This is a genomic window from Streptomyces sp. RP5T (assembly GCF_003933965.1).
Lineage (GTDB): Bacteria > Actinomycetota > Actinomycetes > Streptomycetales > Streptomycetaceae > Streptomyces.
Genome location: NZ_RSAJ01000208.1, coordinates 1 through 13,754, shown reverse-complemented (window position 1 = coordinate 13,754; position 13,754 = coordinate 1). Strand labels below are relative to the sequence as shown.

Here is a 13,754-nt window from a genome sequence, read left to right as displayed (position 1 = left end):
GGCTGGGTCAGGCCGCCGTGCTCGGTGAAGGTGCCGCGGGCGGCGAGGTGCGGGTGGTGGGGGGCCTCGCGCAGCGACAGCACGGGCGCCACGCACGCGTCGGTGCCCTCGAAGACGGCCGCCCACGCGTCTCTCGTACGGGTGCGGAAGCGGGCCGCGACCGCCTCGCGCAGCTCTCCCCAGCGGGTCCAGTCCTTGCGGGCGTCCTCGAAGCCCGTGAGGCCGAGCAGGTCGAGGAAGAGATCGTAGAACTGCGGTTCCAGCGCGCCGACCGCCATGTACCTCCCGTCGGCGGTCTCGTAGGTGCCGTAGTACGGGCAGCCGCCGTCCAGGAGGTTGGCGCCGCGCCGGTCCTGCCAGCCGCCGGCCGCGGTCATGGCGTGGATCATCGCGGAGAGGTGGGAGGTGCCGTCGACGATGGCGGCGTCGACGACCTGGCCGGTGCCGGTCGCGCGCGCGTGGTGCAGGGCGGCGAGGACACCGACGACGAGGTAGAGGGAGCCGCCCGCGTAGTCGCCGAGGAGGTTGGCGGGAACGGCCGGAGGCCGGTCCGGTTCGCCGATCATGCCGAGGGTGCCGGTGACGGCGATGTAGTCGATGTCGTGCCCGGCGCGCTGCGCCAGCGGCCCCTCCTGGCCCCAGCCGGTCATCCGGCCGTAGACGAGGGCGGGGTTGCGCGCGTGGCACTCCTCGGGGCCGACCCCGAGGCGCTCGGCGACACCGGGACGGTTGCCCTCGATCAGGATGTCGGCGCGGGCGGCCAGGTCGAGCACGCGCGCGGGACCCCCGGGGGCCTTGAGGTCGACGACCACCGAGCGCTTGTTGCGGTTGGTGAGGTCGTGGGCGGGGTCGATCGAGAGGGCGGCGCCGCCCGGCCGGGACACCTGGACGACGTCGGCCCCGAGGTCGGCGAGGAGCATGGCGGCGAACGGTCCCGGCCCGATGCCGGCCAGCTCGACGACGCGCACGCCGGTGAGCGGGCCGTGCCCGGGCGTTTCTGCCGTTGTCATCCAGCCCCCATTGGCGTGACACAACCGATGTAACACCAGTGATGCTAAGAACACGTTCCAGTGGACACAAGACCTGAACGAGCAAGCGCTTAGCCAATTATCGGCGCCCACGTCCGGTCTGCTCGTCGGGATCCGCACTCCTCACGCTAGCCTCGGCCACCGACAACGGCGCGTGCGGCGGATCCAGGAGTGTCATGAGCAGGCTGAAAAGGTCGGACCGTCCCTTCGACATCGTGCTCTTCGGAGCGACGAGTTTCGCGGGAGTCCTCACCGCGGAGTACCTCGCCGCGCACGGGCCGGACGATCTGAGGTGGGCGATCGCCGGCCGCGACGAGGAGCGGCTCGGGGCGCTGCGCGAGCGGCTGCCCGGGACCACCGGTGTCGGGGTGCTCACGGCCGACGTCCGCGACCCGGACTCGCTGCGCGCGCTCGCCGGGCAGGCGCGCGTGCTGGCCACCACGGTGGGGCCCTATCTGACCTACGGCGAGGAACTCGTCGCCGCCTGCGCGGACGCGGGGACGGACTACCTCGACCTGTCCGGGGAGCCGGAGTTCGTGGACCTCATGTACGTCCGGCACGACGCACGCGCGCGTGAGACGGGCGCACGGCTGGTGCACGCGTGCGGGTTCGACTCGGTCCCGCACGACCTGGGGGTCTACTTCACGGTCCGGCAGCTGCCGGAGGGCGTCCCGCTCACCGTCGACGGTTTCGTGACGGCGGACGCCATGTTCTCCGGCGGGACCTTCGCCTCGGCGCTCAACCAGTTCGCGCGCGGCCGGCAGATGATCGCCGCCGCCCGGGACCGCGGACGGCACGAGCCGCGTCTGGTGGGGCGGCGGGCCGCCGCGCCGACCGGCACCCCCCGGTACGCACCCGAGGTCGGCGCCTGGGCCCTGCCGCTGCCGACCATCGACGCGCAGATCGTCCGGCGCTCGGCGAAGGCCCTGGAGCGTTACGGCCCGGACTTCCGCTACCGGCACTACGCGGCCGTACGGCGGCTGCCGGTCGCGGTGGGCGGGGTCGCGGCCGTGGGCGCGCTGTTCGCGGCGGCCCAGGTGCCGCCCGCGCGGCGCTGGCTGTCCGGCCGGGTCAGGCCGGGCGACGGACCGAGCCCCGAGAAGCGGGCCAAGAGCTGGTTCTCGGTGCGCTTCGTCGGCGAGGGCGGGGGCCGGCGGGTCTTCACCGAGGTCGCGGGCGGCGACCCGGGCTACGACGAGACGGCCAAGATGTTCGCCGAGTCGGCGCTGTCCCTGGCCTTCGACGACCTCCCGGAGACGTCCGGTCAGGTGACGACGGCGGTGGCGATGGGGGACGCGCTGATCGAGCGGCTGCGGCGGGCCGGGATCACCTTCCGGGTGGCGTCGAGCCGGTGAGCCCGGGTCAGAGGGACCAGCCCGCCACGGTGTAGATCATCCCCGCGATCCAGCCGAGCCCCGCGAGCACACCGAGGACCAGCGCGGCGGTCACGGCGCGCTCGACGGGCCGGTTCGGGTCGGAGAGGGGCTTGGGGGAACGGTGGGTCATGCGGTGCGTCGTCATGCGGGACAGCCTGCCGAGCGCACCGGGGCCCGCACATCCGTACAGCTACTCAGACGACGTACTCAGTACCCCTCGGACTGCGTGTCCCTCGAACTGAGTGTCCCTCGGCGTCAGCGCCCCTCGGCCCGGGGTCAGGAGGTCGCCTCCCGCAGCGCCCGCCGGCACAGCGCGTCCGCCCGACGCGTCGTCTCCGGCAGGCGGTAGGCCGGTGTGAGCGCGAGCGTGTGGGCGCAGGCGTTGTCCAGGCTGACGCGGTGGCCGACCGACACGAAGACCGGTTTCACGGCCGCACGCGTGCGCAGGGCCCTGCCGACCTCCTCCGAGCCCGCCAGGAGCGGCGTCCAGGCACCGCGAGGGGCGCCCGGCTCGTCGTAGGCGAAGGTGAACGGGTTCTTGGCGACCCCGATGGTCGGCAGGCCGGTGAGGACGCCGAGGTGGCTCGCGAGGCCGAAGCGCCGGGGGTGGGCGAGGCCGTAGCCGTCGCAGACCACCAGGCCCGGCGGGCACGGCAGGGCGTCCAGGGCGGCGAGGACCGTGGGGATCTCGCGGAAGGCGAGCAGGCCGGGGACGTACGGGAAGGAGACGCGGCCGACGGCGGTGGCCTCGGCGACGGGCTCCAGTGTCGCCGCGTCCAGCACCACGGCCGCCGCCGCGACCACGTCCCGGTCGTCGTCGTAGGCCACGTCGACCCCGGTGACACGGCCGGTGCCGGGCGGCGGGCCCGGCTCGTCGAGGACCGTGGCCGCCCTCAGCTCGTCCTGCAGCGCGCGGGCCTGTTCCTCGGTCGCGGGCCAGCCCGCTGGAATGTCCACTGTCGTCATGGTGGGGACGAGCGTACGGCGGGGCGGCACCGGCTCGCGATCATGTTCAGCAGGAGGAGCGGGACCTGTTCCCGGCCTCCGGACGCGAGAACCCCCGCGACGGCGGCGTGATCATCGCCGTCGCGGGGGACCGTGCGCGGATCGAGGGGATCGTCAGCCCTTGTTGCCGAGGGCTCGCTGGAGCTGGCTCTTGTTCATGTCCGAACGGCCCTTGACGCCCTTGCGCCTGGCCTCCTCGTAGAGCTGGTCGTAGGTCGGGCCCTGGGAGCCCTTCCCGGACCGCCGGCCGCCCCGTTCGCCCGAGGACATGTCCTGGGTCGAGGTACGGCTGGCGGTCCTGGACTCGCCGGAGCGGGCGCGTTCCTTGTTGACCGTCCGCGCCGCGATCTCCTTGGCTCGTCCGGTGCTCTCGCCCCGGTCCTCCGCGCTCTTCTTGATGTGCTCGTACTGGCGTTCCCGCTTCGAGTTCGAACCGGCCGGCATGGGGGATCACTCCTTTCGCCTTTGGCGACCGGGTACCCACCCTCGCGCCACTCAGCTCTCCAGACGGGCCACCCGTCCCTTCTCCCCGGCGGCCCAGCAGCCGCCGTCGGGCGTGCAGTCCACGGTGTCGTACGAGCCGGTGTCCACCGTGCGCCAGGTCCGGCCGCCGTCCCGGGTGAGGTCCGTGCCCGTGGGGCCGACCGCCAGGGCGGCGCTGCGGCTGTGCGGGAGCCAGGCCACGCCGGAGCGGTAGGCGGTCACCGGGGCCTCGGCGGGCCGCCAGGCCGCACCCCGGTCCACGGTGCGGGCGGCGGCCCGCGGCGAGCTCTGGTCGGGGCGGTAGTCGCCGCCGACCGCGAGTCCGTGGACGCGGTCACGGAAGGCGAGGGCGAAGACGCCCTTGGCGGGGTCGGCCGCCGGGATCGGTGTGTCGGAGGCGGTCCAGGTCAGGCCTCGGTCACCGGAGTGCAGTACACGCGCGCGTGCCCCGCCCCCGGTGGCCAGCCAGACGTCCCGGGGCCCGGAGCTGACCAGGCACTGCCCGCTCGCCGCGAAACCCGCCTCGCCGTCGAGCGCGGCCGGCATGCCCTTGTCCGGCAGCACCTTCCAGGACCGGCCGCCGTCGGCGGTCGACAGGATGCGGAACCTCCCGTCCACGGGGTCGCTCATGGCGAGGCCGTGGACGTGGTCGAAGAAGGTGAGGCAGTCGTAGAAGGCCTTGGCGTCGGTGTTGCGGAAGGACTCGGTCCAGGTCGCGCCGCCGTCCTCAGTGCGGTAGACGCGGGACGCCTCGCCCTCCCCGATGGCCAGGACCACGGCCCGGCGCACGTCGAACGCCTCGACGTCCCGGAACTGGAGCTCGGCGGCCCCGGGCGGTGAGACGTTGCGCCAGCTCGCTCCGCCGTCCGTGGTGCGCAGCACGGTGCCCTGGGTCCCGGCCAGCCAGGCGGTGTTCCGGCTGACCGCCGACAGTCCGCGGAACCGTACGTCGGGGGTGCCGCTGTCCTTGAGCTCCCAGTGCGGTGTCCGCCCGTCCGGGTCGTGCGCCTCGGCCGGTACGGCGGTCAGGGCGGCCAGCACCGCCGCACAGGCCGCCCCCGCGGCGACGGCCCGGATCGTCGGTCCCCTGCGCCTCTTGCCTCGCGTGTTCCCCATGCGCCTCATGGCGGGCGAAGCTAGCCCACGCTCTCGGCGCCGTCCAGATGCCCTCGGCGGGCCGGGTGCGGGACCGCGGGGTGTCACAAGTGCCTCTCGGGGCACGGGAGAAGCACTGGATCACACCGGTGCATGAAGACGGTGACAGAGGTCACTCGACTTTCATGTACACGGATTGGCTCATTCCGACGTCTCTTCCAGTGCCCGTCCCACCCGGAAGCCCGACCAGCCGTCACGAGGGAGCAAGGCGTTGTCCACCGTCATCGAGCAGCCCGTAGAGGCCCGTCTCGTCGCCGCGGCCCCGCGGATGCCGAGCATTCCCGCCACACTGCACTACGACCGCTGCGATCCGTTCGCCGTCCGCATGACCTTCCCCGCCCCGGCCACACTGGAGGGCGTCGAGGTCTGCTGGACCTTCAGCCGCGAACTGCTCACCACCGGTATGCACGAGCCGGAGGGCCACGGCGACGTCCGGGTGCGTCCGTACGGCTACGACCGCACCGTGCTGGAGTTCCACGCCCCCGAGGGCACCGCCGTCGTGCATGTGCGCTCGGGCGAGCTGCGCCGGTTCCTGGAGGCGACGAACGACCTCGTGCCGAGCGGTCTCGAACACCTCCAGCTCGACCTCGACCACGACCTGGCCGAGCTGATGGGCGACGCCTACTGACGCCGGCCTCCCGGTAGGGCGCCCAGCCCGTCGACGTCGCCGCGTCCAGCAGCTCCCGCGTGGCGCGGCGGACCCGGGCACGGAGATCCCGTCAGGGACAGCGATCCCGTCAGGGACGGCAGACCCGTCAGGCGCGTGCCGCGACCGAGGCCACCGCCCCGCGCACGCCGTGCACGAGTTCCCGCAACACCGACGCCACCTGCCCGCCGCGCTCGACCAGTTCCTCGACACGCCCCTCGGGGTGTTCCCCGCGGGGCAGCAGGGTGCGCAGCTCGGCCGCCGCGGCGAGTGCGACGAGGGCCGCGTCCCGCTCGGAGACGTCCGCGGCCGGCACCGGCCCCCTCAGGATCTGCCGGGCCTGCTCCTGGAGCGCCTCCACGGCGGCCGGGCGGGCCGGCTCGTACTCCACCGTCGGGAACAGCCCGAGGGCCCGGCGCTTCCTGGCGCGCAGATGGCCGCCCGCGGTGAGCTGTTCCCGTACCGCGTCCAGGGTGAACCGGGTGTGGGGCGTCACCCAGCTCCGCCACCGGTGCGGCCGGGACTCGCGGACCAGTTCGAGCAGCCCGTCCAGGACCGGGTCACCGGTCTCGGCGTCCATGTCGACCGGCGTGGCGATGCCGTCCACGTCGAGGAGCAGACCGCGCCGGGCCAGTTCGGTGAGGGCACCGGCCCGGACCAGCTGGGGCACCTGGGCGGCACCGGCTGCCTCGGACTTCGAGGTGTCCCAGGCCAGCAGGTAGAGGTGGGCCGGCAGGGAGAGCGGGCCGTCGGGCACGGGGCCTCCTAAGGCGCGTTAACTCGTTGACAGCCCCGGGGCCGCCTCGTACGGTGTAGAACGCTTCTGTTGCCGTCGATCGGAGAAGGACGTTGCTCATCTGAGGTCTTGAGACACCGTGTCACACACCTGAGGTGTGTGCCCCGCGTGCGACCTCGGCATATGAGCCGTTCCCGACGAGCGGGGCCCTGTGCCCTCCCTCCGGTCCCCAGGTCTTCTCCCGTGGTCGCGGGTGTCTCGATACGCGTTTGCCCCTTCTCGCTTCGAGCAACCGCGGAGACTCACATGTCTGCTTCACTCACCTGCACCTCGCTCGCCTTCTCCTGGCCCGACGGCACTCCCGTCTTCGACGGCCTCGACATCGCGTTCGGCCCCGGCCGCACCGGTCTCGTCGGTGTCAACGGCTCCGGAAAGTCCACCCTGTTGAAGCTGATCGCCGGTGAACTCACCCCGGCCGACGGCACCGTGCGCGTCACGGGCGAGGTCGGCCACCTTCCGCAGAACGTCACGCTCGACACCGGCCTGCGGGTCGACGAGGTGCTCGGCATCGCCGCACGCCGTGCCGCCCTGCACGCCATCGAGGCGGGCGACGTGTCCGAGGAGCACTTCGAGACGGTCGGCGACGACTGGGACGTCGAGGAGCGGGCTCTGGCCACCCTCGGCGAACTCGGTCTGGGACACGTCGGGTTGGACCGCGGGATCGGTGAGGTGTCGGGCGGCGAGTCGGTACTGCTGCGGCTGGCCGCGCTGCTGCTGCGCCGACCGGACGTCCTGCTCCTCGACGAGCCCACCAACAACCTCGACCTGTACGCCCGAAGGCGGCTGTACGCGGCCGTCGCCTCCTGGCCGGGGGTGATGGTCGTGGTCAGCCACGACCGTGAACTCCTCGACCTGGTGGACCAGATCGCCGATCTGCGCTCGGGGGAGGTCACCTGGTACGGCGGCAACTTCTCCGCCTACGAGGAGGCCCTCGCCGTCGAACAGGAGGCGGCGGAAAGGATGGTGCGGGTCGCCGAGTCCGACCTCCGCAAGCAGAAACGCGAACTGGTCGACGCACAGGTCAAGTTGGCCCACCGCAGGCGCTACGCCCAGAAGATGTACGACACCAAGCGCGAACCGCGGGCCGTCATGAAGCTCAAGAGCAGGGCGGCCCAGGTCTCCGCGGGCAAGCACCGCATCATGCACGAGGAGAAGCTCGCCGAGGCCAAGGACCGGCTCGACGAGGCGGTGGCGGCCGTACGGGACGACGACGAGATCCGCGTCGACCTCCCGTACACGGCCGTGCCGGCGGGCCGTACGGTCGTGACCCTCATGGACCTGCGACTCGCCCACGGCGCACGGGTGAAGGGCCTCGACCTGCGGGGCCCGGAGCGGGTCGCGCTGATCGGGCGCAACGGCACGGGCAAGACGACGCTGCTGCGCACGATCGCCGGGGAGCTGGCGCCGGTGTCGGGCGAGGTGACGGTCCACGTCCCGCTCCGCTTCCTGCCCCAGCGGCTGGACGTCCTCGACGGCGAGCTGTCGGTCGCCGAGAACGTGGCCCGTCTCGCGCCGGGTGCCACCAACAACCGGGTACGGGCCCGTCTCGCCCGCTTCCTGTTCCGGGGCGCCCGCGCCGACCAGCAGGCGTCGACGCTGTCCGGCGGCGAACGCTTCCGGGCGACCCTCGCGGCGCTCATGCTGGCGGAGCCCGCACCCCAGCTGCTCATGCTCGACGAACCGACGAACAACCTCGACATGGCGAGCGTGCGCCAGCTGACCTCGGCCCTGGCGTCGTACGAGGGCGCGCTGATCGTGGCCAGCCACGACCTGCCGTTCCTGGAGTCGATCGGCATCACCCGTCGGCTGCTGCTGGACGGGGAGCTGCGGGAGGTCGCTCCGGAGGAGCTGAAGTTCCCCGCGTAGCGTCCCGGGCGGGGGCCGGACCGGCCCCCGCCCGGAGCCCGGCACCGCTGCGGGCGGGGCCGTGGAGCGTCTCAGGAGGGCCACAGCCTGGTTGCGGGGGTTTTGTCGACACGGACCGGCGCTGCATGATGGCTGACCGGCGCCCGTCACGGGAGCCGCCCCTGTCCCGCCGATACGGAGTTCCCTCGTGCCCAGCAAGAAGGCCCTCGTCCGCCGCCCCAGCCCGCGCCTCGCCGAAGGTCTGGTGACGCACGTCGAGCGCGAGAAGGTCGACGTCGACCTCGCGCTCGAACAGTGGGAGGCGTACGTGGAGGCCCTGCGCACGCACGGCTGGGAGACCGTCGAGGTGGACCCGGAGGACGACTGCCCGGACTCGGTGTTCGTCGAGGACACCGTGGTCATGTACAAGAACGTCGCCCTCATCGCGCGCCCCGGTGCCGAGTCCCGGCGCGAGGAGACCGGCGGCGTCGAGGAGGCCGTGGCACGCCTGGGCTGCTCCGTGAACTGGATCTGGGAGCCGGGCACCCTGGACGGCGGTGACGTGCTGAAGATCGACGACACGATCTACGTCGGCCGGGGCGGCCGTACCAACGCGGCCGGCGTCCAGCAGCTGCGGGCCGCCTTCGAGCCGCTCGGGGCCCGGGTGGTCGCCGTACCGGTGAGCAAGGTGCTGCACCTGAAGTCGGCGGTCACCGCGCTGCCGGACGGGACCGTCATCGGGCACATCCCCAAGGTGGACCGGCCCGCGCTCTTCCCGCGCTTCCTGTCCGTGCCCGAGGAGGCCGGCGCCCACGTCGTGCTGCTCGGCGGCCCCAAGCTGCTCATGGCCGCGAGCGCGCCGAAGACCGCGGAGCTGCTCACCGACCTCGGGTTCGAGCCGGTGGTGGTGGACATCAGCGAGTTCGAGAAGCTCGAGGGCTGTGTGACCTGCCTCTCAGTGCGGCTGCGGGACCTGTACGCCTGATCGGGTGAGCGCCCCCTGCCCATGGCCCCGGACCTGCGGTTCCCGGGGCCGCTCGGCACAGGGGGAACGCTGCTGATCAGGGGGCCTTTACAGCACTCTTAACCTACGGTCTCGTAACCTACGGTTTCGTAGCCTACGATGCCGTAGGTTCCCGGCGCCGCCCGCCGGGTCCGGCACCTGTTTGTCCCGTCCCCCTGGAGCACCTGTGACGATCACTTCCCCTCACCTCGGCAGCCCGTCCTCCGAGTGGACCGACGCGCGACTGCTGTACGCGCTGGAGGAAGTGGTCGAGAAGGAACTCAACCGGCATCTGAAGGTCACCAAGGACTGGATGCCGCACGAGTACGTGCCGTGGAGCGACGGCCGCAACTTCCCCGGTTTCTTCGAGGACGGCGAGGCCTGGGACAAGGAGCAGTCCAAGGTCACCGAGATCGGCCGGATCGCCCTCGTCGTGAACCTCCTCACCGAGGACAACCTCCCCAGCTACCACCACGAGATCGCCTCGCTCTTCGGCCGTGACGGCGCCTGGGGCACCTGGGTGCACCGCTGGACCGCCGAGGAGGGCCGGCACGGCATCGTGATGCGGGACTACCTGCTCGCCTCGCGCGCGGTGGACCCGGACAAGCTGGAGCAGTTCCGCATGGCCCACATGAGCGAGGGCTTCGAGTCGGACAACCGCCACTCCATGCTGCACTCGGTGGCCTACGTCTCCTTCCAGGAGCTCGCGACCCGCGTCTCGCACCGCAACACCGGCCACCAGTCCGGGGACCCCGTCTGCGACCGCATGCTGGCGCGCATCGCCACCGACGAGAACCTGCACATGGTCTTCTACCGGAACCTGCTGAAGGCGGCCTTCGAGCTCGCGCCCGACCTCACGATGATGGCGGTGCGCGACGTGATCGTGAACTTCCGGATGCCCGGCCACGGCATGCCCGGCTTCGAGCGGGCCGCCGCGCAGATGGCGATCGGCGAGATCTACAACATGCGCATCCACCACGACGACGTGCTCCAGCCCGTGCTGCGCTTCCTGAAGGTCATGGAGATCGACGGCCTCGGCCCCGAGGGCCAGAAGGCGCAGGACGAACTCGGCCTGTACATGGGCGGACTGGACGCGGAGGCCTCGAAGTTCGACGAGAAGCTCGCGGCGCGCAAGGCACGGATGGCGGCCCGCGCGGGCGCCTGACGCCGGCCTGCCCGACCCGTCCGATCACCGGTGCGGGACGTCGGCCTCCTGCGTCATCATGCGCTCATGCATGACAGCAACAGCATGGATCAGCGGGCCGTCGGCTTCCTGCTGCGCCTGATCGACACCGAAGCCGCCGTACGCGTACGGCGGCACATCGGCGCGCCACCGCCGGGCGCGAACGAACGCCGGGTCGCCCACGCCGTCCTGCAGCAGATCATGGTCCCGCCCTCCGTCCTGGTGTGGATCCTGGAGGAGGACGACCCCGAGCTCAACGCGGCCGTGTACGGGCATCCCTGCGCCGACCCGACGATGCGGCGGGCCGTGCTGCGGGGTGCGCCCTTCGGCCCGGACCGCAGGGGGCCGCTCCCCGTGGCCGACATCCTGCGCACGTACGCGGACGAGGCCCCGGTGCCGCGGGACGTCGTGGCGCGGGGGCTCGTCGGCGCACTGCGGGCGGCCACTTCCCTGAAGACGGCCAGGAGCGCCGCGTCCGTGGTGCTCGGCCACGGCGACTGGCGGACGGTCGCCGCCGCCGACCGCGAGCGGCCGCTGCCCGGTTACGCCCGCTGGGCGCTGTCCGTACGCCCGGACTGCCCGCCCGCGCTGCGCGCGCAGGTGGGCCCCCGAGTCCAAACACCGCGTCCGGGTGCGCCCCGGGATCCTAACCGCACTCACGTCCGGACGGCCCGCCGTTTTTGCCGTCGCGCCTGATCGCCAGCCGCTCCTTCTCGGAAAGGCCGCCCCAGACGCCGAAGCGTTCGTCGTTGGCCAGGGCGTACTCGAGGCAGGCCGGGCGCATCTCGCACATGCCGCAGATGCGCTTCGCCTCCCGGACCGAGCTGCCCGGCTCGGGAAAGAAGAAGTCCGCCCCGGTCTGCGCGCACAACGCCTGCGCCTGCCAGGCGGGGTCGGTCGGGGTGATGGTGTCGATGTGCATGGCCGAGATCGTGCCGGGAAGCGAAAAACGTTCGATCAACGCGGGATCAACGGTGCCGTTCACGGCCCCCCGGGAGTCTTGATGGTCCCCTGTCGGGCGCGGGCACGCACGGCGGCGCGCGGGATCCGCGTGTCCGCGTGTCCGCGCGTCCCCGGGGAGGGGCCGGACAGGTCGTACCGGCCCGCGTCGGCGTACCGGCGGCGATTGTCGGTGGAGGGTGCAAGACTCGGCGGTACAGGCAACGGGACCCCTCAGAGGAGGGCAAAGATGCTCACGACCCGTTACGTCACCGGCGCTCCCAACTGGCTCGACCTCGGCACCCCCGACATCGACGGCGCCGCCGCCTTCTACGGCGGCCTGTTCGGCTGGGAGTTCCAGCCGGGCCCGCCCGAGGTCGGCGGCTACGGCTTGTTCCGGCTCGCCGGCAGGACCGCGGCGGGCGGCATGCAGACCACACCGGACCAGGGCCCGCCCTCCTGGACCGTGTACTTCCAGAGCCCGGACGTGGACGCCACCGCGAAGGCGGCCGAGGAGGCGCACGGCGCGGTGCTGATGCAGCCCATGGACGTGCTGGACCAGGGCCGCATGGCGATCCTCGCCGACAAGGCGGGCGTGCCCTTCGGTGTCTGGCAGCCCGCGCAGAACAAGGGGCTGGACGTCACCCAGGAGCCGGGCTCGCTGTGCTGGGTCGAGCTGTACACGGCCGACCTGCCGATGGCCGCCTACTTCTACCGCGCGGCTCTCGGCCTGGAGACCTACGCCGTCGACTTCCCCGGCGGCACGTACACCACCGTGCTGCCGGACGGGCAGAGCGAGGACAGCATGTTCGGCGGCATCGTCCCGCTCGCCGAGGACCCGCTGGAGGCGCGGGCCGGGGCGTACTGGATGCCGTACTTCGAGGTCACGGACACGGACGGGACGGCGGCGCGGGCACAGGAGCTGGGCGGCACCGTCCGGCTGCCCGCCTCGGACATCCCCGGCGTCGGCCGGGTCGCCAGGCTGGCCGACCCGTACGGCGCCCGCTTCGCGGTGATCAGGAGCGAACCTCGGCAGGCGCCCTAGACGGGGCGCACTCGGACGCATCAGGGCTCTGGGGGCCGGCGGAGTGGGGGCCGGCGGCCGAGTCAGGCGGAGGCGCGCCGTACCAGCGTGGTGGGCAGGACGACGCCCGCCGGTGCGGTGCCCGCGCGCGCGGGATCGAGGTCCCGCAGCAGCAGTCGGGCCATCAACCGGCCCATCTCCTCTATGTCCTGACGGACCGTCGACAACGGTGGATCGGCCTGCTCGGCGATCGGCAGCATGTCGTCGAAGCCGATCACCGCCACGTCGTCCGGCACCCGGCGTCCGCGCTCCCGCAGCACGCGCAGGGCGCCGGACGCGGTGAGGTCGTTGGCGGCGAACACCGCGTCCACGTCCGGGTACCGGTCGAGCAGTTCCCGCATGGCCCGCTCCCCGCCGGCCGGGGTGAAGTCGCCCCGCACGACCAGGCCCGGGTCGGCGTCGCCCATGACGTCCCGGTAGCCGTCGAGCCGGTCCGCCGCGGAGGTCTGGTCCAGGGGTCCGGTGATGTGGGCGACGCGGGTGCGCCCGAGCCCGACGAGACACCGCACGGCCTCGCGGGCACCGCCCCGGTTGTCGCTGTCGACGTACACCGCGTCCGTCGTCCCGTCGCTCCAGCCGGGCCGTCCGCCGAACACGGTGGGGACACCGGCGCGCTGGATCAGTCCGGGCAGCGGGTCGTCGAGGTGCAGCGAGAAGACGAGCGCGCCGTCGACATGCCCTCCGGCCAGGTAGCGTCCGACGCGGGCGTGGTCGTCGCGGCCCTCGGTGAGCAGCAGGACGAGCTGGTTGTCGTGGGCAGTCAACTCCTTGCTGATCCCGCGCAGTTGCAGCGCGAAGAACGGGTCGGCGAAGACGCGGGTCTCCGGCTCGGCCACGATCACGGCGACGGCGTCGTGGCGCCGGGTGACGAGGCTGCGGGCGGCCTGGTTGGGCACGTAACCGAGCTCCTCGACGGCCCTGCGCACCCGCTCGACGAGCGGCTCCCTGACCCCGTCCCCGCCGTTCACCACCCGGGACACGGTGGCCCGCGACACCCCGGCCCGGGCCGCCACGGCCTCCAGAGTCGGGCGCGGCACAGTCTCGGTCACTTCGGGGCTCCTCGTCGGCGGGTGCGGATCAGGATAGCCCCGGAGGAGGAATCGGCGAGAGCGCTCTCGGGAGGGCCCTGGGAAGGGCCCTCGTGGGGGGACCAGTGCGGTCCACGGCTCTGCCGACGTCCGGCGCCCCGCTTCAGGCCAGCAGGTCCACCC

15 protein-coding genes are annotated in these 13,754 nt (G+C 72.6%); 7 read left to right on the top strand and 8 right to left on the bottom strand.

Annotated elements, in window-relative coordinates; translation table 11 throughout:
- Window positions 1-1,010 (bottom strand): CaiB/BaiF CoA-transferase family protein (locus EHS43_RS21950; RefSeq protein WP_148104074.1); only part of this gene is annotated, 1,010 nt, incomplete at its 3' end.
- Between the two features lie 194 nt (window positions 1,011-1,204).
- Between EHS43_RS21950 and EHS43_RS21945 the strand changes: the two genes are divergently transcribed.
- Window positions 1,205-2,383, top strand: a complete 1,179-nt coding sequence (locus EHS43_RS21945; RefSeq protein ID WP_125192476.1) for a trans-acting enoyl reductase family protein — start codon at window positions 1,205-1,207, stop codon at window positions 2,381-2,383.
- Between the two features lie 7 nt (window positions 2,384-2,390).
- Here the strand turns inward: EHS43_RS21945 and mmpA are convergent, their stop codons facing one another.
- The 4 genes from mmpA to EHS43_RS21930 all read right to left on the bottom strand — a co-directional run bounded on the left by mmpA (window position 2,391) and on the right by EHS43_RS21930 (window position 5,008).
- Complete coding sequence (gene mmpA / locus EHS43_RS46565; protein WP_185806355.1) at window positions 2,391-2,549, bottom strand: morphogenic membrane protein MmpA; 159 nt, start codon at window positions 2,547-2,549, stop codon at window positions 2,391-2,393.
- 131 nt (window positions 2,550-2,680) lie between these two features.
- Complete coding sequence (locus EHS43_RS21940) at window positions 2,681-3,370, bottom strand: endonuclease V (RefSeq protein ID WP_125192475.1); 690 nt, start codon at window positions 3,368-3,370, stop codon at window positions 2,681-2,683.
- Between the two features lie 153 nt (window positions 3,371-3,523).
- Window positions 3,524-3,853 (bottom strand): plasmid stabilization protein, encoded by a 330-nt coding sequence (locus EHS43_RS21935; protein WP_125192474.1) that lies wholly within the window; start codon window positions 3,851-3,853, stop codon window positions 3,524-3,526.
- A gap of 51 nt (window positions 3,854-3,904) precedes the next feature.
- Window positions 3,905-5,008, bottom strand: a complete 1,104-nt coding sequence (locus EHS43_RS21930; RefSeq protein WP_125192473.1) for an oxidoreductase — start codon at window positions 5,006-5,008, stop codon at window positions 3,905-3,907.
- Window positions 5,009-5,258: 250 nt separating this feature from the next.
- Here EHS43_RS21930 and EHS43_RS21925 point away from each other — a divergent pair, with 250 nt between their 5' ends.
- A complete protein-coding gene (locus EHS43_RS21925) occupies window positions 5,259-5,675 on the top strand; it encodes an SsgA family sporulation/cell division regulator (RefSeq protein ID WP_125192472.1) in 417 nt (138 codons plus the stop codon).
- Window positions 5,676-5,802: 127 nt separating this feature from the next.
- On the opposite strand, the gene EHS43_RS21920 is transcribed toward EHS43_RS21925, so the two are convergent.
- Window positions 5,803-6,450, bottom strand: coding sequence for a GPP34 family phosphoprotein (locus tag EHS43_RS21920; protein WP_125192471.1), 648 nt, complete (start codon window positions 6,448-6,450; stop codon window positions 5,803-5,805).
- A 285-nt stretch (window positions 6,451-6,735) separates the two neighbouring features.
- Here EHS43_RS21920 and EHS43_RS21915 point away from each other — a divergent pair, with 285 nt between their 5' ends.
- From EHS43_RS21915 to EHS43_RS21900, 4 genes are all read left to right on the top strand, one after another.
- A complete protein-coding gene (locus EHS43_RS21915) occupies window positions 6,736-8,355 on the top strand; it encodes an ABC-F family ATP-binding cassette domain-containing protein (RefSeq protein WP_125192470.1) in 1,620 nt (539 codons plus the stop codon).
- A gap of 187 nt (window positions 8,356-8,542) precedes the next feature.
- Window positions 8,543-9,319 carry a dimethylargininase gene (gene ddaH, locus EHS43_RS21910; RefSeq protein WP_125192469.1) on the top strand — a complete coding sequence of 259 codons (777 nt, stop codon included), beginning with the start codon at window positions 8,543-8,545 and terminating at the stop codon, window positions 9,317-9,319.
- 205 nt (window positions 9,320-9,524) lie between these two features.
- A complete protein-coding gene (locus tag EHS43_RS21905; RefSeq protein ID WP_125192468.1) occupies window positions 9,525-10,502 on the top strand; it encodes an acyl-ACP desaturase in 978 nt (325 codons plus the stop codon).
- 66 nt (window positions 10,503-10,568) lie between these two features.
- Window positions 10,569-11,216 carry a hypothetical protein gene (locus EHS43_RS21900; protein ID WP_125192467.1) on the top strand — a complete coding sequence of 216 codons (648 nt, stop codon included), beginning with the start codon at window positions 10,569-10,571 and terminating at the stop codon, window positions 11,214-11,216.
- Here EHS43_RS21900 and EHS43_RS21895 read toward each other — a convergent pair.
- Window positions 11,167-11,442, bottom strand: coding sequence for a WhiB family transcriptional regulator (locus EHS43_RS21895; RefSeq protein WP_185806356.1), 276 nt, complete (start codon window positions 11,440-11,442; stop codon window positions 11,167-11,169). The genes EHS43_RS21900 and EHS43_RS21895 overlap by 50 nt on opposite strands.
- A 267-nt stretch (window positions 11,443-11,709) precedes the next feature.
- Between EHS43_RS21895 and EHS43_RS21890 the strand changes: the two genes are divergently transcribed.
- Entirely contained in the window at window positions 11,710-12,504 is a 795-nt protein-coding gene (locus EHS43_RS21890) for a VOC family protein (RefSeq protein ID WP_125192466.1), read from the top strand.
- Window positions 12,505-12,566: 62 nt separating this feature from the next.
- On the opposite strand, the gene EHS43_RS21885 is transcribed toward EHS43_RS21890, so the two are convergent.
- Entirely contained in the window at window positions 12,567-13,592 is a 1,026-nt protein-coding gene (locus tag EHS43_RS21885) for a LacI family DNA-binding transcriptional regulator (RefSeq protein ID WP_125192465.1), read from the bottom strand.
- Between the last annotated feature and the right edge of the window lie 162 nt (window positions 13,593-13,754).

Excerpts from the sequence above, each read along its gene's own strand:
- EHS43_RS21945 (WP_125192476.1), top strand. The coding sequence starts at position 1,205 with ATGAGCAGGCTGAAAAGGTCGGACCGTCCCTTCGACATCGTGCTCTTC.
- EHS43_RS21915 (WP_125192470.1), top strand. The coding sequence starts at position 6,736 with ATGTCTGCTTCACTCACCTGCACCTCGCTCGCCTTCTCCTGGCCCGAC.
- EHS43_RS21895 (WP_185806356.1), bottom strand. The coding sequence starts at position 11,442 with ATGCACATCGACACCATCACCCCGACCGACCCCGCCTGGCAGGCGCAG.
- EHS43_RS21930 (WP_125192473.1), bottom strand. The coding sequence starts at position 5,008 with ATGGGGAACACGCGAGGCAAGAGGCGCAGGGGACCGACGATCCGGGCC.
- EHS43_RS21940 (WP_125192475.1), bottom strand. The coding sequence starts at position 3,370 with ATGACGACAGTGGACATTCCAGCGGGCTGGCCCGCGACCGAGGAACAG.
- EHS43_RS21900 (WP_125192467.1), top strand. The coding sequence starts at position 10,569 with ATGCATGACAGCAACAGCATGGATCAGCGGGCCGTCGGCTTCCTGCTG.
- mmpA (WP_185806355.1), bottom strand. The coding sequence starts at position 2,549 with ATGACGACGCACCGCATGACCCACCGTTCCCCCAAGCCCCTCTCCGAC.
- EHS43_RS21935 (WP_125192474.1), bottom strand. The coding sequence starts at position 3,853 with ATGCCGGCCGGTTCGAACTCGAAGCGGGAACGCCAGTACGAGCACATC.
- EHS43_RS21890 (WP_125192466.1), top strand. The coding sequence starts at position 11,710 with ATGCTCACGACCCGTTACGTCACCGGCGCTCCCAACTGGCTCGACCTC.